Origin of the sequence: Kosakonia sp. N21, from assembly GCF_050587465.1 — a bacterium.
GTDB lineage: Bacteria > Pseudomonadota > Gammaproteobacteria > Enterobacterales > Enterobacteriaceae.
The window spans coordinates 113491-132863 of the sequence record NZ_JBOBHR010000004.1; the positions used below are offsets into that span (position 1 = coordinate 113491).

General features: G+C 52.3%; 19 protein-coding genes and 1 pseudogene. 12 read left to right on the plus strand and 8 right to left on the minus strand.

All coding sequences use genetic code 11. The features are described from left to right. Positions 1 to 870: a copper homeostasis membrane protein CopD gene (gene copD / locus ACQ3G7_RS10800; protein WP_430889806.1), complete on the plus strand. Its 870-nt coding sequence runs from the start codon at positions 1 to 3 to the stop codon at positions 868 to 870. A gap of 18 nt (positions 871 to 888) precedes the next feature. Continuing rightward, positions 889 to 1227 carry a YebY family protein gene (locus ACQ3G7_RS10805; protein WP_430889807.1) on the plus strand — a complete coding sequence of 113 codons (339 nt, stop codon included), beginning with the start codon at positions 889 to 891 and terminating at the stop codon, positions 1225 to 1227. A gap of 762 nt (positions 1228 to 1989) precedes the next feature. Here ACQ3G7_RS10805 and ACQ3G7_RS10810 read toward each other — a convergent pair. Next, complete coding sequence (locus ACQ3G7_RS10810) at positions 1990 to 2934, minus strand: VirK/YbjX family protein (protein ID WP_430889808.1); 945 nt, start codon at positions 2932 to 2934, stop codon at positions 1990 to 1992. 173 nt (positions 2935 to 3107) lie between these two features. Here ACQ3G7_RS10810 and pphA point away from each other — a divergent pair, with 173 nt between their 5' ends. Beyond that, complete coding sequence (gene pphA / locus ACQ3G7_RS10815) at positions 3108 to 3752, plus strand: protein-serine/threonine phosphatase (RefSeq protein ID WP_430889809.1); 645 nt, start codon at positions 3108 to 3110, stop codon at positions 3750 to 3752. Here the strand turns inward: pphA and ACQ3G7_RS10820 are convergent, their stop codons facing one another. The 5 genes from ACQ3G7_RS10820 to yebS form a co-directional block, all read right to left on the minus strand. Next, on the minus strand, positions 3753 to 3944 hold the full coding sequence (locus ACQ3G7_RS10820) for a YdfD/YebW family protein (RefSeq protein WP_263100488.1): 192 nt from the start codon (positions 3942 to 3944) through the stop codon (positions 3753 to 3755). A gap of 105 nt (positions 3945 to 4049) precedes the next feature. Beyond that, positions 4050 to 4289 (minus strand): YebV family protein, encoded by a 240-nt coding sequence (locus tag ACQ3G7_RS10825; RefSeq protein ID WP_430889810.1) that lies wholly within the window; start codon positions 4287 to 4289, stop codon positions 4050 to 4052. A 115-nt stretch (positions 4290 to 4404) separates the two neighbouring features. After that, complete coding sequence (gene rsmF / locus ACQ3G7_RS10830) at positions 4405 to 5844, minus strand: 16S rRNA (cytosine(1407)-C(5))-methyltransferase RsmF (RefSeq protein ID WP_430889811.1); 1440 nt, start codon at positions 5842 to 5844, stop codon at positions 4405 to 4407. A 78-nt stretch (positions 5845 to 5922) separates the two neighbouring features. Beyond that, positions 5923 to 8556, minus strand: coding sequence for a PqiB family protein (locus ACQ3G7_RS10835; RefSeq protein WP_430889812.1), 2634 nt, complete (start codon positions 8554 to 8556; stop codon positions 5923 to 5925). Beyond that, positions 8525 to 9808: a membrane integrity lipid transport subunit YebS gene (yebS, locus tag ACQ3G7_RS10840; RefSeq protein ID WP_430889813.1), complete on the minus strand. Its 1284-nt coding sequence runs from the start codon at positions 9806 to 9808 to the stop codon at positions 8525 to 8527. The genes ACQ3G7_RS10835 and yebS overlap by 32 nt, the downstream gene beginning before the upstream one ends. Positions 9809 to 9940: 132 nt before the next feature. Between yebS and ACQ3G7_RS10845 the strand changes: the two genes are divergently transcribed. The 4 genes from ACQ3G7_RS10845 (at position 9941) to htpX (ending at position 14363) form a co-directional block, all read left to right on the plus strand. Continuing rightward, positions 9941 to 10438 carry a GAF domain-containing protein gene (locus ACQ3G7_RS10845; RefSeq protein ID WP_263100492.1) on the plus strand — a complete coding sequence of 166 codons (498 nt, stop codon included), beginning with the start codon at positions 9941 to 9943 and terminating at the stop codon, positions 10436 to 10438. Between the two features lie 96 nt (positions 10439 to 10534). Then, positions 10535 to 11221: an RNA chaperone ProQ gene (gene proQ, locus ACQ3G7_RS10850; protein WP_061496629.1), complete on the plus strand. Its 687-nt coding sequence runs from the start codon at positions 10535 to 10537 to the stop codon at positions 11219 to 11221. Positions 11222 to 11240: 19 nt separating this feature from the next. Continuing rightward, on the plus strand, positions 11241 to 13289 hold the full coding sequence (gene prc / locus ACQ3G7_RS10855) for a carboxy terminal-processing peptidase (protein ID WP_430889814.1): 2049 nt from the start codon (positions 11241 to 11243) through the stop codon (positions 13287 to 13289). 192 nt (positions 13290 to 13481) lie between these two features. After that, positions 13482 to 14363 carry a protease HtpX gene (gene htpX, locus ACQ3G7_RS10860; protein ID WP_263100494.1) on the plus strand — a complete coding sequence of 294 codons (882 nt, stop codon included), beginning with the start codon at positions 13482 to 13484 and terminating at the stop codon, positions 14361 to 14363. 45 nt (positions 14364 to 14408) lie between these two features. Here htpX and ACQ3G7_RS10865 read toward each other — a convergent pair whose 3' ends face one another. Continuing rightward, entirely contained in the window at positions 14409 to 15779 is a 1371-nt protein-coding gene (locus tag ACQ3G7_RS10865; protein WP_430889815.1) for an MFS transporter, read from the minus strand. 177 nt (positions 15780 to 15956) lie between these two features. On the opposite strand from ACQ3G7_RS10865, the gene kdgR reads away from it, so the two are divergent. Next, positions 15957 to 16748, plus strand: a complete 792-nt coding sequence (gene kdgR / locus ACQ3G7_RS10870) for a DNA-binding transcriptional regulator KdgR (RefSeq protein ID WP_263100496.1) — start codon at positions 15957 to 15959, stop codon at positions 16746 to 16748. A gap of 38 nt (positions 16749 to 16786) precedes the next feature. Here kdgR and ACQ3G7_RS10875 read toward each other — a convergent pair whose 3' ends face one another. Next, positions 16787 to 17026: a YobH family protein gene (locus ACQ3G7_RS10875; protein ID WP_263100497.1), complete on the minus strand. Its 240-nt coding sequence runs from the start codon at positions 17024 to 17026 to the stop codon at positions 16787 to 16789. A gap of 161 nt (positions 17027 to 17187) precedes the next feature. Between ACQ3G7_RS10875 and mgrB the strand changes: the two genes are divergently transcribed. From mgrB to ACQ3G7_RS10895, 4 genes and pseudogenes are all read left to right on the plus strand, one after another. Then, complete coding sequence (mgrB, locus tag ACQ3G7_RS10880) at positions 17188 to 17331, plus strand: PhoP/PhoQ regulatory lipoprotein MgrB (protein ID WP_061496610.1); 144 nt, start codon at positions 17188 to 17190, stop codon at positions 17329 to 17331. Between the two features lie 74 nt (positions 17332 to 17405). Then, on the plus strand, positions 17406 to 17696 hold the full coding sequence (locus tag ACQ3G7_RS10885; RefSeq protein WP_263100498.1) for a YebO family protein: 291 nt from the start codon (positions 17406 to 17408) through the stop codon (positions 17694 to 17696). A 17-nt stretch (positions 17697 to 17713) separates the two neighbouring features. Then, the gene (locus tag ACQ3G7_RS10890) at positions 17714 to 18733 is read left to right on the plus strand and encodes an MBL fold metallo-hydrolase (RefSeq protein ID WP_430889816.1); all 1020 of its coding nucleotides are present in this window, start codon (positions 17714 to 17716) and stop codon (positions 18731 to 18733) included. A 489-nt stretch (positions 18734 to 19222) separates the two neighbouring features. After that, positions 19223 to 19364: pseudogene (locus ACQ3G7_RS10895) on the plus strand (DUF2627 domain-containing protein). The last annotated feature ends 9 nt before the right edge of the window (positions 19365 to 19373 follow it).

Below are 19373 nucleotides of genomic sequence, written 5' to 3' on the forward strand. Positions count from 1 at the left end.
ATGCTGGCGACGGGGTATGTTGCGCTGCGATTCGTTCATTTTGCAGCCCTGATGATGATTTTCGGTTGCGCACTGTTCAGTGCGTGGCTGGCTCCGCATAACCTGCGCCGTTTGCTGACGCATCGTTTTCGCACGCTGCAACACGTCTGTTTGTGGTTGAATGCGGTGAGTACCGTGCTGATATTCGGCGTGCAGGGCGGAATGATAGGTGACGGCTGGCAGGATGTTTTGCGCCCGGAAATCTGGCTGGCGCTGACCGGCACACAGTTCGGTTCGGTCTGGACGCTACAAATCCTGATAGCCTTGTTAACCCTGACTGTTGCCCTGTTGCAACCGCAGAACCAGCAACGACTGCTGTTGCTGGGGGCTATCCAGTTTTTGCTGGCGGCAGGCGTTGGACATGCTGCGATGCGAGAGGGAATGGCGGGTGTATTGCAACGTGGTAATCACCTTTTGCATTTGCTCTGTGCTGCGGTCTGGCTTGGCGGATTGCTTCCGGTGCTGTTTTGCATGCAACTGGCGCGTGGGCGCTGGCATGCTGCGGCGATAGCGACAATGATGCGCTTTTCTCGCTACGGGCATTTTGCCGTCGCCGGGGTTATTCTGACCGGTATCATCAATACCCTGATGGTTCAGGGGAGCGTTTTGCCGTGGAACAGTGCCTGGGGGCGAATGCTGTTGCTGAAATGTGCGCTTGTGGCGCTGATGGTGGTAATTGCCCTTGTGAATCGGTATGTTCTGGTGCCACGACTGAGCCTGAAAAATGACATTGCCCGGCAGCAGTTTATACGTATGACATGGGCCGAAGTGGGGCTCGGCGCGCTGGTGCTGGCGGCGGTAAGCGTATTTGCAACCTGGGAACCTTTTTGACTGAACCTGGCGGAAAGAATGAAAAAAAGTGTATTGGTATTGTTACTGTTAGCCTGTTCGGGCGCTGCGCTGGCGGCACCGCAGGTGATCACCGTTAGCCGTTTTGAAATCGGTAAAGACAAGTGGGCGTTTAATCGTGAAGAAGTGATGCTGACCTGCCGGCCGGGCAAGGCATTGTACGCGATTAACCCGAGCACGCTGGTGCAATATCCGCTGAACGATGTTGCACAACAGCAGGTTGCCAGCGGCAAAAGCAGTGGTCAGCCGATTAGCATTATCCAGATTGACGATCCCAACCGGCCTGGTGAAAAGATGAGTCTTGCTCCGTTTATCGCCCGGGCCGAGACGCTTTGTTAATATAAGTTATTAACGCACTGATTTAAAATAAAAAACCGCAAGCCTGTATTAACAAGTCTTGCGGTTTTAACATTTTGAAGCGTGACGATAACCTGATTTTTTTGACCACTTTTGTCGCGGACTGGAAAACCTGGCGTCGTCATCTATTCTTAAAGTGCCAGGCGACTTAGCCTGCATTAATGCCAACTTTTAGCGCACGGCTCTCTCCCAAGAGCCATTTCCCTGGACCGAATACAGGAATCGTGTTCGGTCTTTTTTTTGGGCACTCCAGTAATACCAGCCCGGCAGCGCGAATTCAAGCGGTTATCTCGCGACTGTTGCACTGGCGTTTGAAAGGCAATTAAAACGAAACGCGCAGAAATGACCGGGCGTTCTGTCTCTTCCGCAAATACGGTGCGCAGGCATTATTCCCTTACCAACCTCCCGGTCCACCACCACCTGGTCCTTGCATTGGGGCTCCGCCGTGTCCGCCGCCAGGGCCTGGTCCCCAGAAGGGGCCAATACAACCAGAAAGAGAAAGCGCTGCGCTAAGCGCGATAACCAGAAAAATGACTTTTTTCATATAAACTCCTCGACAGGGAGCGTCAATTTATCATTAATTCATGGGGTTAACTTAAGGTAAATCTTAAAAAATTGTGATTAAATTGTGAAGAGACGCCTGAAGTATGGCGTGGGAGTTTCTGGAAGATGGCAAGCGAGAAATATAGCCAGCGGTTGGTGATATTAAAAGGCAGAGTGTAATACTCCGCCTTTTAATATTTATCAGAGAAACAGTTGGTTAAGTTTCGCCGTCACCTCATCCAGTAATTCAAAACGACGGCGATATTCAGCACGTTTTTTACTGGCGATCGCTTCTAGTGGTTTACGGGTAAATTGCGTGGGTAAACGCCAGCGCCAGGCATTCTCTTTTTCGCCTTCAATAGAAGCCCAAAATTCATCGTAGCTGGCGTGGAAATGACGACCTTTGCTTAAACGATAACGCAGTGCACGAAAAACGTGACCGTTATCGCTGACGCCATACAGTGCCGTTACGCCAGTTTGTGCTGCCAGCTGGCTCAATACTTCCAGTAGCATCTTTTTCGGGAACACGCCGTGGCAGGCGCGGGTAGCGACTTTAATGACGTCATGATTAACGTTTTTACGCGGCCCTTGTAATCCGCCAATGACCAGTGCGCGCTGACCGTTTTCGCTCATTACGCTGAATGTCGCACTGGCCAGCAAGATATTATCAGCATCACGTAGCCACAATGTACTTTCGCCCTCACGTTCTGCTTTACTGGCACAGGAAGCGTACAGACAAAAACGGCTATCATCTTTGCCTGTAAATTCAATGATCTGGCACGATTCCGCCGCACTCAACGCATCTGCCAGCACAGGAGGAACCTGCTCGTCGAGCCAGGTGTAATGCGCAATGATGGCATCAGCACGCTGTGCCGCATTCAAACCGCGGGTCAGATACTGGCGGTGCGTCTTGCTTGGCAGTGTGACCTGCGCGCTAAGCAGACGGTCAAATTCCGGGCGATGCGATAGGTTGTTCAGCATGCGGGTCGTCGGTGACCAGAAAAGCAACGAACGCAGTAAAAACTTAATACGATAATTGGGCTTTTTCCAGATGGGGCCAGGAATAAGACGACCGGTGACTAAATCGGAAATAATATGCCGATTGTAATTTGCATTAAGTTCTGTGCGCAGGCTGATATTTGACACGATGAGGACCTCTTATTGTTTCACTGCTCATTTTAGAGATCCGCAAAATACAAATTAACGCTGTCAGGTACTTTATTTACGCTTCGTTTAGGGATGATTTAGATTATTAACATGGCCCGAATATTATTCCCTTCGTCAAGGCTTTTTCTATACTAAAAATAAGGGGGAGAAATATGTACGAACGTATTGACGGCACACGCTGGCGGCATATCTGGATTGTGGGTGACCTACACGGTTGTCACCCGCAATTAATGGGGGCATTACGCGACCGCCAATTTGACCCTTATCAGGATCTGCTCATTTGCGTCGGTGATTTGATCGATCGCGGGCCGCAAAGTCTTCAGTGCCTCAGGTTACTGAATAAAAAATGGTTTAAAACCGTGCGCGGAAATCATGAGCAGATGGCGATTGATGCAGTGCGTTACGGCGATACGGCGATGTGGCAACTCAACGGGGGGCGATGGTTCGCAGAGCTCTCTCATGCAGAGCAGCAGCAGGCGCTGGAGGCATTGCACACCTGTGCAGCACTACCCTATATCCTTGAATTGCGCTGCGACAACGGCATTAATGTCATTGCTCACGCCGATTATCCGTCTGAGGAGTACCAGTGGGATAAAGCAGTAGACCGCGAGTCCGTGTTGTGGCGACGCGACAGGTTGAATCAGCTCTTGTCCGGCAAAGGCGGAAAAATATCCGGGGCGGACCATTTCTGGTTCGGACATACGCCGCTGAAGCAGCGCTATGATGCGTATAATCTGCACTACATCGATACGGGGGCGGTGTTTGGCGGTGCGCTAACGCTGGTTCAGGTGCAGTGATCAAAAATCGCTGAATTCGTTGGCCGGACGCCAGAAACCGTCAATAAACTCTTCAACGGGGTAGCAGCCTCCGTGGCGCAAACGCTGATCGTCCATGGCGCGCAGGCACTGTTGCTCGGTATTGAACACATCAATGACGATATCGTCACACCCACCGTCCAGGTAGCAAACGAATAAGACCAGAGCGAACATTCCATCCTCGGTACAGTACAACGTAACGATAAGTGTAGGGGATGAATGAGGGCAGGGGAAATCAGGCGGGTAAATAACCCGTCTTACGGACGGGTTCCCTTTGGATCAGGCAAGACGCATAACCCAGGTATCAGACTTCTGATCGTAATGCTCCCGGTACAGGACCGAATGTTCGCCGTTGAGAATTGCTGGTATGCTGGTATCCGCATCCCAGGCATCAAGTTGCATACATAAATCCGGGTCAGAATCGCAGGGGATATGTAACGTTCGTTCCCCCTGATTATCCCCTTGCAGCTCGGCATCATCGATTTCGAATGCGCCTATGCGCACGCTGGTCTTCGTCATAATGCTCTCCATTGATCGCTGATATTGTGGTACGACCAGTAAGGTCGCCCAAAATTCAGCCTGGTACAACACAGAGCAAGTTGCCAGTCAGAACGTGCTATTTTTTTGCGCGCGGTCACGCATTCCCGGCAAACAAGCGCCCATCACGCACCAGTTCGCGGGGGTAGCTGTTTTTCAGTCGCGAACCGACTTTTTTGGCCAACCCCAGTGGTTGCCCCTGGAACGTGACAATCACATCATCGCGTGGTGGCGTGGCTTGCGGGTAGATGTCCCGTCCGCGATACCACTCTTCGGCTTCCGCTTGCGTCAGTGGGAAGGCGAGGGGATTGTTATGTCCTGCCAGCGCAATAATGGCTTCATGCTGCCAGCGATAGCCTTTGTTGTGTGTTTCCGCGAGGCGGATACCGATGCGGGAGAAACGGACTTTCCCGATCAACGGTTCGATATTGGTCGGGAAAAGCCAGATCTCTTTATCCCGCTGCCACAGATGCAGTTCATCATCCCAGCTCAGCCCCACAGACTTCGCAGCGGTTTCCACCAATGCGGCTTCACGTGGTTTCAGCGGAGTGAAGGGGAAATTCCCCACTTTGTAGGTGGGGGCGGGCAGGGCATCGACATCGGCAGTTTTACGCAATCGGGCGACGAAGAAACCTTCGCAGTCGTAAATTTGTGGAAAAACGTGCAGGAAACCGTCGGCGGTGAGTGCGCGCCCGGCATCGGGGAAGAGGTCGCCCAGTGGCAGAAACTCAACGGCGTTTGGGTATTGATCTCTCAGCCAATGACAGATGGCTTCGTTTTCATCACGGTTGAGCGTGCAGGTGGAATAAACCAGTACCCCGCCGGAGCGCAATGCGTGAAACGCGCTCATAATCAGTTCGCGCTGGGTGGCGGCGATCTCCAGATTGCTGGCGACGGACCAGTTTTTCAGCGCGTCGGCATCTTTACGCACCACGCCTTCTCCGGAGCAGGGGGCATCAAGCAAAATCGCATCAAACATCCCCGGTAGCGCCGGGCCAAATACGCGCCCATCGAAATGGGTCAACGCAACGTTACGGATGCCGCTACGACTGATATTGGCATGCAGCACTTTCACCCGGCTGGCGGAGAACTCGTTGGCGAGAATAGCGCCTTTGTTTTCCATCTTTGCGGCGATTTGCGTGGTTTTCGACCCCGGCGCGGCTGCGACATCCATCACCCGTTGCGGCATCTCACCGTCGGCAAACAGCGCCGCGACCGGCAACATGGAACTGGCTTCCTGAATGTAAAATAAGCCGCTTAAGTGTTCCGCAGTACTGCCCAGTGGCAGCGTCTCCTCATCATCCCGCTCGATCCAGAAGCCTTCTGCACACCACGGGACCGGCGTCAGTTGCCAGCCATAGGGTGACACCAGCGCCAGAAAATCCGCGACGGTGATTTTTAGCGTATTCACGCGGATGCTGCGGCGCAGCGGACGCTGACAGGCAGCAATGAAGTCGTCGAAAGAGAGATGTTCCGGCATTGCGAGGCGCATTTGCGCCAGGAATTCTTCAGGAAAGTAGACAGTGTTTTGAGCCACGGAGCGCACCACAAGGAGTAAAACAGGCGCGCAGTGTAGCATAAAGGCTCCGGCGCAGGCACGCCGGAGCCAGCAGGTTTAACGCGGAAGGGCCGTCCCCCATTGACGCCACTCTTTGGGTTCGCTTTCCAGTAACAGGAAGTGTTTTCCTGGCTGAGCTTTCGGCGCCAACGGTGTATCTGGAGGCGTTGCGAAGGCAATGCCACCGCGAATGAACTGATTAAAGGTGCCGGTTTTCACCACCCCGCCGGTCAAACCAAAGTCCAGCGTGTAGCCCGACGCCAGCCAGAATACCGAGTTGTTGCGCACCAGGTGTTGATAACGCTTGCTGATACGCATGGCCACCATCACACGATCCGACAATGTACCGAGCGTTAATCCTGTCACGGTGCCGACTTCAATACCGCGGAACAGTACTGGCGTGCCGATGTTCATCGAGCCCACTTCCGGTGCTTCAACCACAATATTTAGCCCATCAAGGTAACGGGAGTCAGTGATAGTGGCTTCGGATATTTCAAAATCACGTCGCAGCTCGCCGCGACCCGGTTCGACATTGATATATGGTTGCAATAGCGTATCAAGGTGCTCAACGCCTGCGGCAGAAATCTGCGGCGTGATCACCGAGAAACGCGTACCCGCACGGGCGAAGGTTTGCACATATTCCGGATAGAGCACAGCGCTTGCCTGCACTTCGTTCTTATCCGTGATCAGCTGTAAGTTCTGGATCTGCCCGATATCAATGCCCAGGTAGCGGATCGGCATTCCCGCCGCCAGTTTACCGGCGTCGAATGTATGCAGGGTGATTTGACCGCCAACTGCCCGCGCTGCGGTTTCGGAGGCATAAAGCACGCGTTTATCGCCTTTGCGAACGCGACCGCTGGCACCGCTGAGGTTATCGAAACTGATCGCACCTTTAATTGCCCGGGAAAGCGGCGACGCCTGAACTGTCAGACCGCTGCCATTGAGTTGCACTTTCGCGCCACCCTCTGCCCAGAACACACTGTTGGTGGTCAGCAGGTCGCGGTATTCCGGTTTAATATGCAAATCAATGTCGAATGCATTCGCGCGCGGGCGAACGGTGATCACCTGACCCACTTCGAACTTACGGTAGAGCACCACGGAACCGGTTTGAACGTCTGGCAGGGTTTCTGCCGTCAGCGTCAGGGTGGTGGTCGGCAGGTCGCTCAGACTGTTTTCCAGCGCTTTATCAAGGTTGGCGAACAGCGGGTAACTTTTTTTCATCTCCCCTTTATCGCCGGGCAGAATACGGATCCCGCCGCTGACCCACTCGCTGGCGCTGGCGGCAAGGAACTCAACGCCGTCCAGACCCACTTTCACGTCAATGCGGCTGTTGACCACAAATTTGCTGTCACCGTGCACCAGCGATCGGTATTGCGGATCGATAGCCACCGCAAAAGAGACGCCTTCATTCGTGAGGGTGCGCTCCAGCACCTGGCCTATCTGTACGCCATGCAATACCAGCGGTTGTCCCGCGTCGATACCATAGCTTTCCGGTGCGGTCAGCGTCAGCGTCAGTACCCCCGGAGCCTGCAGCAGGTTTTTATCCGCCGGCAACACCGGGAACTGGTTGCGCGGCTGACCTTCGCCTGGCACCAGCTCAAGCGTATTACCGGTTAACAGCGAACTGATATTGGGGTTATCAAGGGAGATTTTTGGGCTACGCATCTCAATGCGGGTGGTATCGCGCAGCAGGTTGACGACGCCCGGATCAACGGTCAACTCGCCAGTGACGTTACCGCCAGGGTTGAGATCGATTTTTGTCAGTTCGCCCACCTCCAGCCCCTGGAACATCAGTGGCGTCGAACCGGCCTTCAGCCCCTGTCCGTTGGGTAAGTCCAGTTTCACCAGCACGCCGCGCTGGCTATGCGCTAAATCTTCATATAACCCATACTCATCATCTTGCGCGGCCGCTTGCGAGTCATCCGGGGAATCAAAGGCAATAGCGCCATTCACCAGCGCCGCCAGGCTCTCAAGTTCCACCTTCGCACCGCTAAGGCTCACGTCCGCTTTCACGCCGGACACATTCCAGAAACGGCTGCCTTTCTTGACCAGATTAGTGAAACGGCGCTCAATCAGCACATCAATGGTCACGCCTTGTTTGTTGGCATTGATGGCGTAATCGTAGACGCGCCCGACGGGAATTTTGCGAAAATAGACCAGCGACCCACTGTTCAGCGCGCCTAAATCCGGGGCATGCAAATGGATCATCAATTCGCCATTATTCAGGCGATATTTCGGCTGAGTATCCAGCGCGGTGAAGTGCTCTTGCGGGTCGCCTTTTCCTGGCATCATGCCGATATAGTTGCCGCCAACCAGCGCATCCAGCCCGGAAACCCCAGCCAGCGACGCTTTCGGCGTGACCAACCAGAACTGGGTTTCGCTGCGCAGGGCATCTTTCATATTGGCTTTGATGCTGGCGCGAACTTCAATTTTTTTCAGGTCGTCGCTCAGGCGAATATCCTGCACGGTACCGACTTCCACGCCCTGATATCGTACGGGGGTGCGCCCGGCAACGATGCCATCGGCGGACATAAAATCGATAGTGATGGTATTACCCCGGTCTTCATAACTGCTCCAGATAAGCCAGCCTGCGATCAACAAGGCAATCACCGGTAACAGCCAGAACGGCGAAATGCGCCGTTTAGATTTTATACGCGCTTCAGTCGGCGAAGCGGGGGTTTCCTGACTCATGTGCATCCCAAAGTAAGCGACTGTCCAGCCATTCCACAGCAAGAATAGTCAAAATTACCGCCGCGCCGAAATAAAACGCGGCCGGTCCCATTGTAAAAGCGAGTAGCTGGTCGCGATTAATCAGTGACATCATCAGTGAAATGACAAACAGATCGAGCATCGACCAACGCCCAATCCAGGTCACAAAGCGCAAAAGCAGCAGACGAGTGCGTAACCCCTGTTCAAATTTGAAATGGATGCTGAGAAGCAGTGTAAACAGCACAACCACTTTGGTAAATGGCACCAGGATACTGGCGATAAATACCACACCCGCCACGGCGATATTGCTGTGTGCAAGTGAAACAATACCGGAGAGAATGGTGTCTTCCTGGCGCGTGCCGTTGACGTAGATAATTGAAATCGGCATCAGGTTGGCCGGAAAAAGCAGAATTAATGATGCAATCAGCGATGCCCAGCACTTTTGCAGGCTTTGCTTACGCCGCAAAGGCAGGGGAATATGGCAGCGCGGGCAGCGGCCGCGCGGATCGGGAATACCCGTAAAGTGGCACCCCAGGCAAATGCGCAATTGTGGATCGGGGCGTTTCGCCGGACGTTGCGGATAAAAACGCTCCCATAATTGCTCCACATTTAAGTGGACAAGCGTCATTACGCTCAGGATCACCAACGCGGCAAAGGCAAACAAGCCGATACCCGGCTGCAAGAAGGCGTAATCCTGAACTTTAATCGATGCAACGCCGATGCCCACCAGATAGATGTCCAGCATCACCCACTCTTTCAGTTTCTCCAGCATCAGCAATACCGGGCGAAGATTCATGCCGATAATATTGCCAAGCCATAAATAGGCAATCGCGGTAACCAGCACCAGCGGTGCGCCTACCGTGCAAAACAGTACCATGGCGCCGGTGAGCGGCGAGCCCTGGGCGGTCATCTGCCAGATTCCTTGCAACAGATTGGCGTCGATACGCACGCCTAACAGATACAGGTGCAGCAACGGTTCACCCCAGGCAAAAGGCATCAGCAAAATCATGGTGACCGCCATGGCCCCAAGCCGGGTGAGCGACCAGTCGCGACCATCGCGTATTTTGGCGTCGCAGCAGGGGCAAAATGCACTTTGGTGCGATTTCATAACCGGTAACGCAAAAAGCGTATCGCATTGCGGGCAGCGCTGATAATGTGCGCGGGGTAACGCTTCACCCACCCGGTGAACGGCGATTTTTTGCCTGGTCGCGAGTTGTCGAATCTTCAGTGCCATTGCGTACATCAGGAAAGGTTTGAATAAATCTATCTTAACTCATGTCGGGAACATCTTGAGCATCAACGCATTTAATGCTTATTTTAATAGGCTAAGCAGTTTTTCAAAGTAAGACACCAAAGTGGTTGGATAATGAACAAAACAGAATTTTACGCGGACCTTAACCGCGATTTTCAGGCGTTAATGGCAGGCGAAACCAGTTTTTTAGCGACGCTGGCGAACACCAGCGCATTACTGTTTGAACGTCTTGATGGGGTGAACTGGGCCGGTTTTTACCTGCTCGAAGGCGACACGCTGGTGTTAGGCCCGTTCCAGGGGAAAATTGCCTGCGTGCGTATTCCCGTTGGTCGTGGCGTGTGCGGCACGGCAGTGGCGCAGAATCGCGTGCAGCGCGTGGAAGATGTGCATCAGTTTGATGGGCACATTGCCTGTGATGCCGCCAGTAATTCTGAAATCGTATTACCGCTGTCGGTGAATAATCAGATAATTGGTGTGCTGGATATCGACAGCGTTGTCTTCTCGCGTTTCACCGCTGAGGATGAACAAGGGCTGCGCGAGTTAGTGTCGCATCTGGAAAATGTCCTCGCGGGGACTGATTTTAAAAAAATCTTTGCGCCCGTCGCAGGATAATCAACGGATAACGTAGCATTTACGGATAGCGTCATTATAATGACGCCTGTTCATGCCTGCGCTTGTTGGCAACGTCCGTTGTAATCAGGAAATTTCATGGAAAATCAACCTAAGTTGAATAGCAGTAAAGAAGTTATCGCTTTTTTGGCCGAACGTTTCCCTCACTGTTTCAGTGCTGAAGGCGAAGCACGCCCCCTGAAAATCGGCATTTTTCAGGACTTAGTTGAGCGTGTTGAGGGTGAGATGAGTCTCAGTAAAACCCAACTTCGTTCCGCTTTACGTCTTTATACTTCAAGCTGGCGTTACCTGTACGGCATCAAAGCGGGCGCTGCTCGTGTGGATCTCGACGGCAACCCGTGCGGCGTGCTGGATGAGCAGCATGTAGAGCATGCGCGTAAACAGCTTGAAGAAGCCAAAGCTCGCGTTCAGGCACAGCGTGCTGAACAGCAAGCGAAAAAACGAGAAGCCGCTGCTGCTGCCGGTCAGGAAGAGGCGCCGCGTCGTGAACGTAAACCTCGCCCGGCCCCGCGTCGTAAAGAAGGCGGCGAGCGCAAACCTCGTGCTGACAAACCTGTCGCGAAAACCCAACGCGCACCACAGCAGGAAGAGCGTCATACGCCAGTTTCAGATTTATCTGCGCTGAGCGTAGGACAGAACCTGAAAGTGAAGGCGGGGAACAATGCGATGGACGCCACCGTACTGGAAATCACCAAAGATGGCGTTCGCGTACAGCTTAGTTCGGGTATGTCGATGATTGTACGCGCAGAACATCTCTTGTTCTGAAACGGAGGCCTGGCCTGGCATGAACACTTTGTTTAAGCGCACAGCGTTGGTTGGCCTGTTACTTGTAACAGGCCATGCCCTGGCTGTGGAAGATATCACCCGTGCCGATCAAATTCCGGTGTTAAAGGAAGAGACGCAGCACGCGACAGTGAGCGAACGCGTAACCTCGCGTTTCACCCGCTCTCACTATCGCCAGTTCGACCTGGATCAGGCGTTCTCGGCGAAGATTTTCGACCGTTATCTGAATCTGCTGGATTACAGCCACAACGTGTTGCTGGCTGGTGATGTCGATCAGTTTTCGCAGAAGAAAGGCCAAATTGGCGACGAACTACGCAGTGGTAAGCTCGACGTCTTTTATGACCTGTATAACCTGGCGCAAAAGCGCCGCTTTGAACGTTATCAATACGCTCTGAAAGTGCTGGAGCGCCCGATGAACTTCACGGGCAATGACACGTTCAATCTGGATCGCAGTAAAGCGCCCTGGCCGAAAGATGAAGCCGAGCTGAATGCGCTGTGGGACAGCAAAGTGAAGTATGACGAGCTGAGTCTTAAGCTCACAGGGAAAGACGAAAAAGAAGTGCGTGAAACCCTGGCCCGTCGTTATAAGTTTGCTATTCGCCGCCTGGCGCAGACCAACAGCGAAGACGTATTCTCACTGGCCATGACGGCGTTTGCCCGTGAAATCGATCCGCATACCAATTACCTTTCTCCACGTAATACTGAGCAATTCAATACTGAAATGAGCCTCTCGCTTGAAGGTATTGGCGCGGTATTGCAGATGGACGACGACTACACCGTGATCAATTCAATGGTGGCAGGCGGTCCGGCGGCGAAAAGTAAAGCCATCAGCGTGGGCGATCGCATCGTCGGCGTTGGGCAGACCGGTCAGAATATGGTCGACGTTATCGGCTGGCGTCTTGACGATGTCGTGGCGCTGATCAAAGGGCCGAAAGGCAGCAAAGTGCGTCTCGAAGTCCTGCCTGCGGGCAAGGGCACGAAAACACGCATTGTGACGCTGACACGTGAACGTATTCGCCTTGAAGACCGGGCCGTGAAAATGTCCGTGAAGACCGTTGGCAAAGAAAAAGTCGGCGTGCTGGATATTCCGGGTTTTTATGTCGGTCTGACTGACGATGTTAAAGTCCAGTTGCAAAAACTGGAAAAACAAAACGTTAGCAGTGTGGTTATCGATTTACGTACTAACGGCGGCGGTGCGCTGACGGAAGCTGTTTCGCTTTCCGGTCTGTTTATTCCATCCGGTCCGGTTGTGCAGGTTCGTGATAATAACGGCAAGGTTCGTGAAGACAGCGATACCGACGGTGTCGTCTATTACAAAGGCCCGCTGGTGGTGCTGGTTGACCGCTTTAGCGCCTCGGCATCGGAAATCTTCGCTGCGGCGATGCAGGACTATGGACGTGCGCTGATTGTTGGTGAACCGACTTTCGGTAAAGGTACTGTTCAACAGTATCGCTCACTTAACCGTATCTACGATCAGATGCTGCGTCCTGAGTGGCCAGCGCTGGGTTCGGTGCAGTACACCATCCAGAAATTCTATCGTGTGAACGGCGGCAGTACGCAGCGCAAAGGCGTAACGCCGGACATTATTATGCCGACCGGGACGCAGGTGACGGAAACCGGTGAAAAATTTGAAGATAACGCACTGCCGTGGGACAGCATTAATGCTGCCACCTTTGTGAAATCTGGCGATTTGAAACCGTTTGGCGCGGAACTCCTCAAAGATCATGACGAGCGTATCGCGAAAGATCCTGAGTTCCAGTACATCATGAAGGACATTGCCCGTTTTAATGCCCTGAAAGATAAACGCAATCTCGTCTCGCTGAACCTGGCACAGCGTGAAAAAGAGAATGCGGAAGATGATGCTATTCGTCTTTCCCGTCTCAACGATCGCTTTAAACGTGAAGGCAAGCCGTTGTTGAAAAAGCTGGATGATTTGCCGAAAGATTACCAGGAGCCGGATCCGTACCTTGACGAGACGGTTCATATTGCGCTTGACCTCGCGCATCTGGATAAAGACAAACCGGCGGAACAACCCGCTCCCGCGAAGTAAAATCAAGCAGGCACAAGAAATTGTGCCTGTTTTTTTAACAATCCTCCATTGGCGTAAGCATTGTGCTACAAAATGTAAAGTTGTGTCTTTCTGGTGACTTACGCTGTCCCGATGCTTGAAAATACCGTGTATACCCATACGATGTGGGTAATCGCATAGTGCGTTTTGTTAAATCGAGGTTAAAAGAAAATTATGATGCGAATCGCGCTCTTCCTGTTGACTAACCTGGCCGTTATGTTGGTGTTCGGCCTGGTGCTTAGCCTGACGGGCATTCAGTCGAGCAGCGTTCAGGGCTTGTTAATCATGGCGCTGCTGTTTGGTTTTGGCGGCTCATTCATTTCATTACTGATGTCGAAATGGATGGCGTTGAAATCCGTGGGTGGGGAAGTGATTGAGCAACCGCGCAACGATATGGAGCGCTGGTTGATGGATACTGTTGCACAGCAGTCCCGCCAGGCAGGTATCGCTATGCCGCAGGTGGCAATTTACCACGCGCCGGATATCAATGCGTTTGCAACCGGCGCGCGCCGCGATGCGTCTCTGGTTGCCGTGAGCACCGGACTGTTGCAAAACATGAGCCGCGATGAAGCTGAAGCGGTTATCGCGCACGAAATCAGCCATGTGGCGAACGGCGATATGGTGACCATGACGCTGATTCAGGGCATTGTGAACACCTTCGTTATCTTTATCTCCCGCATCATTGCGCAGATTGCTGCAGGTTTCCTGAGCGGAAACCGTGATGATGGTGAAGAGAGTAATGGTAACCCGTTGATCTACTTCGCCGTAGCCACCGTGCTGGAGCTGGTATTCGGTATTCTGGCGAGCATTATTACCATGTGGTTCTCCCGCCATCGCGAATTCCATGCGGACGCCGGTTCAGCAAAACTGGTGGGGCGTGAGAAGATGATTGCTGCCTTGCAGCGTCTGAAAACCAGCTACGAGCCGCAGGAAGCCAGCAGCATGATGGCGTTTTGCATCAACGGTAAGTCTAAATCGCTGAGCGAACTGTTTATGACGCACCCGCCGCTGGACAAACGTATTGAGGCTTTACGCACCGGCGAATATCTGAAGTAAGCCGCCTGCAGAAAGTAAAAAAGCGCGTCAACCGACGCGCTTTTTTTATGCCGTGCGCGGTTGCGTAACGCGTAATCCGCTGATCACCGCTGCCAGCAGAGCCAGTATTCCCGCCAGCAGCAGTGAAGAGTGTGTTCCGCTGGTATCAAACAGGTTAAACATCAGCGCCACCAGCGCGGCGCCGGAACTCTGTCCCAGTAAACGGGCGGTACCCAGCATTCCACTGGCTCCGCCACTGCGCTGCCGGGGGGCGGCGGTAATGATGGTATGGTTATTAGGCGACTGGAACAAACCAAAGCCAGCGCCGCACAGCGCCATGCGCCAGACAATATCGATATCGGCAGGTGCGGCCGGGAGCATTGCCAGTGCGAACAACCCCGCGGCCATCATTGCCAGGCCCAGTGCGCCGAGCATTCCTGCATGTACCCGCTCAATCAGATAACCGGCCAGCGGTGCCATCACCATGGTGGCCAGCGGCCAGGGCGTTAACAGAATGCCGCTTTCCACTTCACTGCGCCCGAGCGTGGTTTGCAGGAAAAAGGGCAGAGAAACCAGCGCCAGCATCTGGGCACAGAACGAACAAACCGAGGTGCAGATAGAGAGCGAAAACAACGGAATGCGCAGCAGATCAACCGGCAGAAGCGGTACAGGCAGCCGTAGCTGTCTGCGAACAAACAACCAACCCGTTATCAACAGTGCAATGATCTCCAGCGAGACCACGGTGATAGATTGCCCCTGCGCAAAACCGCTGAGTGCGGTAATCAGAAGCCCAAATGTGAGGGCATTCATCACGGCACTGGGTAAATCGAATTTCGGCATGGTACTGCGTGCACCGTTTGGCGGCAGAAATTTGATGGCCAGTAACAGGGCAATAATGCCCAACGGTACGTTAACCAAAAATAACCATTGCCAGGATGCCACAGAGAGTATTGCTGAGGCCAGCGTTGGCCCGGCGGCAGAAGAGACCGCGACGACAAACGAGTTAATGCCCATCCCGCGCCCCAGGTTGCGCTGGGGATAGATTAAGCGTATCAGCGCCGTGTTGACGCTCATGAGCGCAGCGCCGCCAAAACCTTGCGCCACGCGCGCCAGCGTGAGCGTAAGAAGCGAGTCTGACAGCGCGCAAAGCAGGGAGGTTAAGGTGAACAATATCAGCCCACATTGGTACACACGGCGATAACCGAACATGTCACCAAGGAAAGAGAGCGTCAGCAACGAGACGACAATAGCAATCTGATAAGCGTTAACGATCCAGATGGAGCTGGCAGGGGAGGCATGCAGATCGCGGGCGATAGTTGGCAGGGCGACGTTGGCGATGGCACCGTCCAGCACCGCCATGGCGATACCGATGACGATAGTCAGAATCGCGCCATAGCGCAGCGGCACGGGCAGGCCGTCTGTGGAACTTTTATCCATATAAATTTCAGGGCTATAATCACAGAGTTATTTGTATAATGATTCTATCATTGGTATTCCGGCTTTATGTCGCAGATTTGTAACGAAGTTGGCAAACGCGCATTGCGGCGGTTGGTCGACGAATTTATAATAAAAACCGATTCTGATTTTTATAAAACACAGGCGATGAGGTGATTAATGGCAATCGCAGATTTGGATAAGCAGCCAGATTCTGTCTCTTCAGTATTGAAGGTATTTGGCATTCTGCAGGCGCTCGGCGAAGAGCGTGAGATCGGTATCACCGAGCTTTCGCAGCGTGTCATGATGTCAAAAAGCACCGTTTATCGCTTTTTGCAAACAATGAAATCTCTGGGCTATGTCGCGCAGGAAGGGGAATCTGAAAAATATTCTCTGACCCTGAAACTGTTCGAACTGGGTGCCCGTGCGTTGCAAAACGTTGATTTGATCCGCAGTGCGGATATCCAGATGCGTGAACTCTCACGTTTGACGAAAGAGACCATCCACCTGGGTGCGCTGGATGAAGACAGCATTGTTTACATCCACAAGATTGACTCAATGTATAACCTGCGTATGTATTCACGTATTGGTCGTCGTAACCCGCTGTACAGCACCGCGATTGGTAAAGTACTGCTGGCGTGGCGTGACAAGGAAGAAGTACTGCAAATTCTGGACGGTGTTGAATACAAACGCAGCACCGATCGCACAATCACCAGTACGGAAGATCTGTTGCCGATGCTGGATATCGTACGTCAGCAGGGCTATGGCGAAGATAATGAAGAGCAGGAAGAGGGCTTACGCTGCATCGGTGTGCCGGTATTTGACCGTTTCGGCGTGGTGATTGCGGGCTTGAGTATCTCTTTCCCGACGTTGCGTTTCTCTGAAGAGCGTCTGCACGAATACGTGGAAATGCTGCATCAGGCAGCGCGGAAAATCTCCGAACAGATGGGGTATAACGACTACCCGTTCTGATAAAAAAGCCGCCTGAGGGCGGCTTTTTCGTTTTCGCATTAACCGTTATCGATCACGGTATCGCTTTTGCGAATCAATGGGCAGTTTGCCAGACCGAAGAAACCGTTATCGGAATGAACATATTGTGCGGTACTGGTGCCGCGCGCGGTTAAATATTTACACTGCAGACCTAACCCTGCTGCATTCTCATGACTTCCGATCAGCACCCCGTAGCCGCTCAGCAAAAGCCCAATCCACACGAGTGCGATAAGGATCACGCCCCGGATAAGTGTACGCATATTAGCTCCTTGCATTGTGGAAAACGTTACGCTTAGGCTACTAAGTTTACCTTGTGAAACAAGTCGAGCATTCCTAAAAAAAACGAAAGGGGATACAGTTAGTCGCGGTTTAGGGAAGCCATGATAACCTGGTTACACCTTGCAACGTTGCGGAGAGTGGAGTGAGAAAATTTAGATGGCTGATCCTGGCTGCCGTTTTGGTGGTCTGCCTGCTGCTCTGGACTCAAATGATTAACGTGATGTGCGATCAGGATGTACAATTCTTCAGCGGCATCTGCGTCATCAACAAATTCATCCCCTGGTAATGGCATTTTTTCAGTGAGAGATTTCCTTCCTTGACGCCAGTGGTAAAATGCCGCGTCTACATTGAGGTGGTGAAATGAACGAAGTAATGAATTCGGGTGCGCTTAATTTTGCGTCCCTCGTGGTTTCTTTGGTGGTTTTGGTTGTTGGTCTGGTGTTGTGGTTTTTTATCAATCGCGCCAGTTCGCGTTCAAACGAGCAGATTGAACTGCTTGAAGCGCTGTTAGATCAGCAAAAACGGCAAAATGCGCTGCTGCGCCGCCTGTGTGAATCTAACGAGCCGGAGAAAGAAGAGACGCCTGAACCGGTAAAAGCGCAGGCAAAAGAGGATGATGAGGATTTCATTCGCCTGGTGGCAGAACGCTAACCGCGCAGGAGGGCGAGATGGCCTGGAAAAATCCCTGGTATAATCCTGCTCTCCCACATCACACGCCAGAAGGCTTCACCAACACGACGCCTGTCGTCAATCAGCCCGGAGATCTAAAACGCTGGCGCAATGAGCGCAAAGCCGCCGGGCTTCCCAAACCTCCCGCGAATGGTTACGACTGCTTTACTGAACAGTGGTGGCAAAAGGCGGTGTTGGATCATGAACAAACTGATGGTCTGTGGTGGCTGGGGCATGCCAGCATTCTTTTGCGGTTGCAGGGACACTATCTGCTGACTGACCCGGTCTTCTCTCACCGCGCATCGCCCGTACGTTTTGCAGGCCCTCAACGGCGTACTCCCCCAACGCTTGACGTTGCCGATCTTGTACAACTCGACGCTATCCTGATTTCTCATAACCATTACGACCATCTGGATAAATGGACGCTGCGCCAGTTGCTGCGCCGTTTTCCCGAGGTGCACTTTTTTGTGCCGCTGGGTTTAGGTCATTGGGTTCGTCGGCTTGGCGCACGCCATGTTTTTGAGCTGGACTGGTGGCAATCTGTTGTTTTTAAGGGACTGTCGCTGACGGCTGTGCCTGCCCGGCACTGGAGTATGCGAACGTTCTGGGATCGTAATCGTTCACTCTGGTGTGGATGGGTTGTTGCTTCCGACTGCCTTCGATTCTGGTTTGCAGGCGATACGGCCTATACGCCGGAGCTGTTACAGATTCCTGAAAAATTAGGTGCCCTGACTGTTGCAGCACTGCCAGTGGGCGCGTTTGCGCCACGCTGGTTCATGTCAAAACATCATATGGATCCGCAAGATGCCGTTGCGCTGTGGCAACAACTTGGGATGCCGCTGACGTTTCCCGTGCATTGGGGCGTGTTTGAACTTGCGGATGAATCACTGGATGAGCCGGTAAATGAATTGCAAAGCGCATTAAACGAAACGGCAACAGATAATGATAACTTTAGGATCCTGAAAATCGGTCAGTATTTATCCCTTACACATTATGCAGCTTTACTTAAAAAAATGTGAGCTGTTATAAAATTGCACTGTTTTATTTTTATCGAAACGTTTTTATTGCCTTTTTGTGAGGCATTGTCATCATAATTTCATTATTTTGGTGCAAGCATTAACTTATTTGCACAACAAATATTCGATAGTAAACCCGGGGGATAGTTTCTTCCCTGGGCATAATTGTTTTAAGAATCGTCCTGGACAAGTAAGAAAGCATAACTATGCTAAAAAAGTACTGACGATATACAGTATATGCATAGCTTTTTCTTAGCGGACGTGGACGCATGGAACTTATTGAGCTATGGTAAAAAAACACCCAATACGGGGCGTGGTTCTGACGCATTGAATCGTCTGCTATAACGTTCAAAGTAATGCATAAAAGTGCGCTTGATACTTTGATAACCTTAGAATTTGTGCGACGGATCCAGACATGTTTAAAAATGGCTTGCCTTAAATTACGTATTGTGTGATAACACGTTTTGGGTCAAACGAGGTACAGTTCTGTTTATGTGTGGCATTTTCAGTAAAGAAGTCCTGAGTAAACACGTTTCGTTGAATACAGCTTCTCTGCCGAACCTTATATTAGTGCCTCAAGCAGTAATGTCTCAGTTTTCTCAGTCAATGCCTGCGGGCGAAGTATATACATTAAGGAATTTAG

Bases quoted from the DNA above. Each gene is read 5' to 3' on its own strand.
- ACQ3G7_RS10865 (WP_430889815.1), bottom strand. From the start codon at position 15,779: ATGGATAAAAGTTCCACAGACGGCCTGCCCGTGCCGCTGCGCTATGGC.
- ACQ3G7_RS10885 (WP_263100498.1), top strand. From the start codon at position 17,406: ATGAACGAAGTAATGAATTCGGGTGCGCTTAATTTTGCGTCCCTCGTG.
- kdgR (WP_263100496.1), top strand. From the start codon at position 15,957: ATGGCAATCGCAGATTTGGATAAGCAGCCAGATTCTGTCTCTTCAGTA.
- ACQ3G7_RS10820 (WP_263100488.1), bottom strand. From the start codon at position 3,944: ATGTTCGCTCTGGTCTTATTCGTTTGCTACCTGGACGGTGGGTGTGAC.
- prc (WP_430889814.1), top strand. From the start codon at position 11,241: ATGAACACTTTGTTTAAGCGCACAGCGTTGGTTGGCCTGTTACTTGTA.
- ACQ3G7_RS10805 (WP_430889807.1), top strand. From the start codon at position 889: ATGAAAAAAAGTGTATTGGTATTGTTACTGTTAGCCTGTTCGGGCGCT.
- htpX (WP_263100494.1), top strand. From the start codon at position 13,482: ATGATGCGAATCGCGCTCTTCCTGTTGACTAACCTGGCCGTTATGTTG.
- ACQ3G7_RS10845 (WP_263100492.1), top strand. From the start codon at position 9,941: ATGAACAAAACAGAATTTTACGCGGACCTTAACCGCGATTTTCAGGCG.
- ACQ3G7_RS10835 (WP_430889812.1), bottom strand. From the start codon at position 8,556: ATGAGTCAGGAAACCCCCGCTTCGCCGACTGAAGCGCGTATAAAATCT.
- pphA (WP_430889809.1), top strand. From the start codon at position 3,108: ATGTACGAACGTATTGACGGCACACGCTGGCGGCATATCTGGATTGTG.
- copD (WP_430889806.1), top strand. From the start codon at position 1: ATGCTGGCGACGGGGTATGTTGCGCTGCGATTCGTTCATTTTGCAGCC.
- ACQ3G7_RS10825 (WP_430889810.1), bottom strand. From the start codon at position 4,289: ATGACGAAGACCAGCGTGCGCATAGGCGCATTCGAAATCGATGATGCC.
- ACQ3G7_RS10875 (WP_263100497.1), bottom strand. From the start codon at position 17,026: ATGCGTACACTTATCCGGGGCGTGATCCTTATCGCACTCGTGTGGATT.
- yebS (WP_430889813.1), bottom strand. From the start codon at position 9,808: ATGGCACTGAAGATTCGACAACTCGCGACCAGGCAAAAAATCGCCGTT.
- proQ (WP_061496629.1), top strand. From the start codon at position 10,535: ATGGAAAATCAACCTAAGTTGAATAGCAGTAAAGAAGTTATCGCTTTT.
- ACQ3G7_RS10890 (WP_430889816.1), top strand. From the start codon at position 17,714: ATGGCCTGGAAAAATCCCTGGTATAATCCTGCTCTCCCACATCACACG.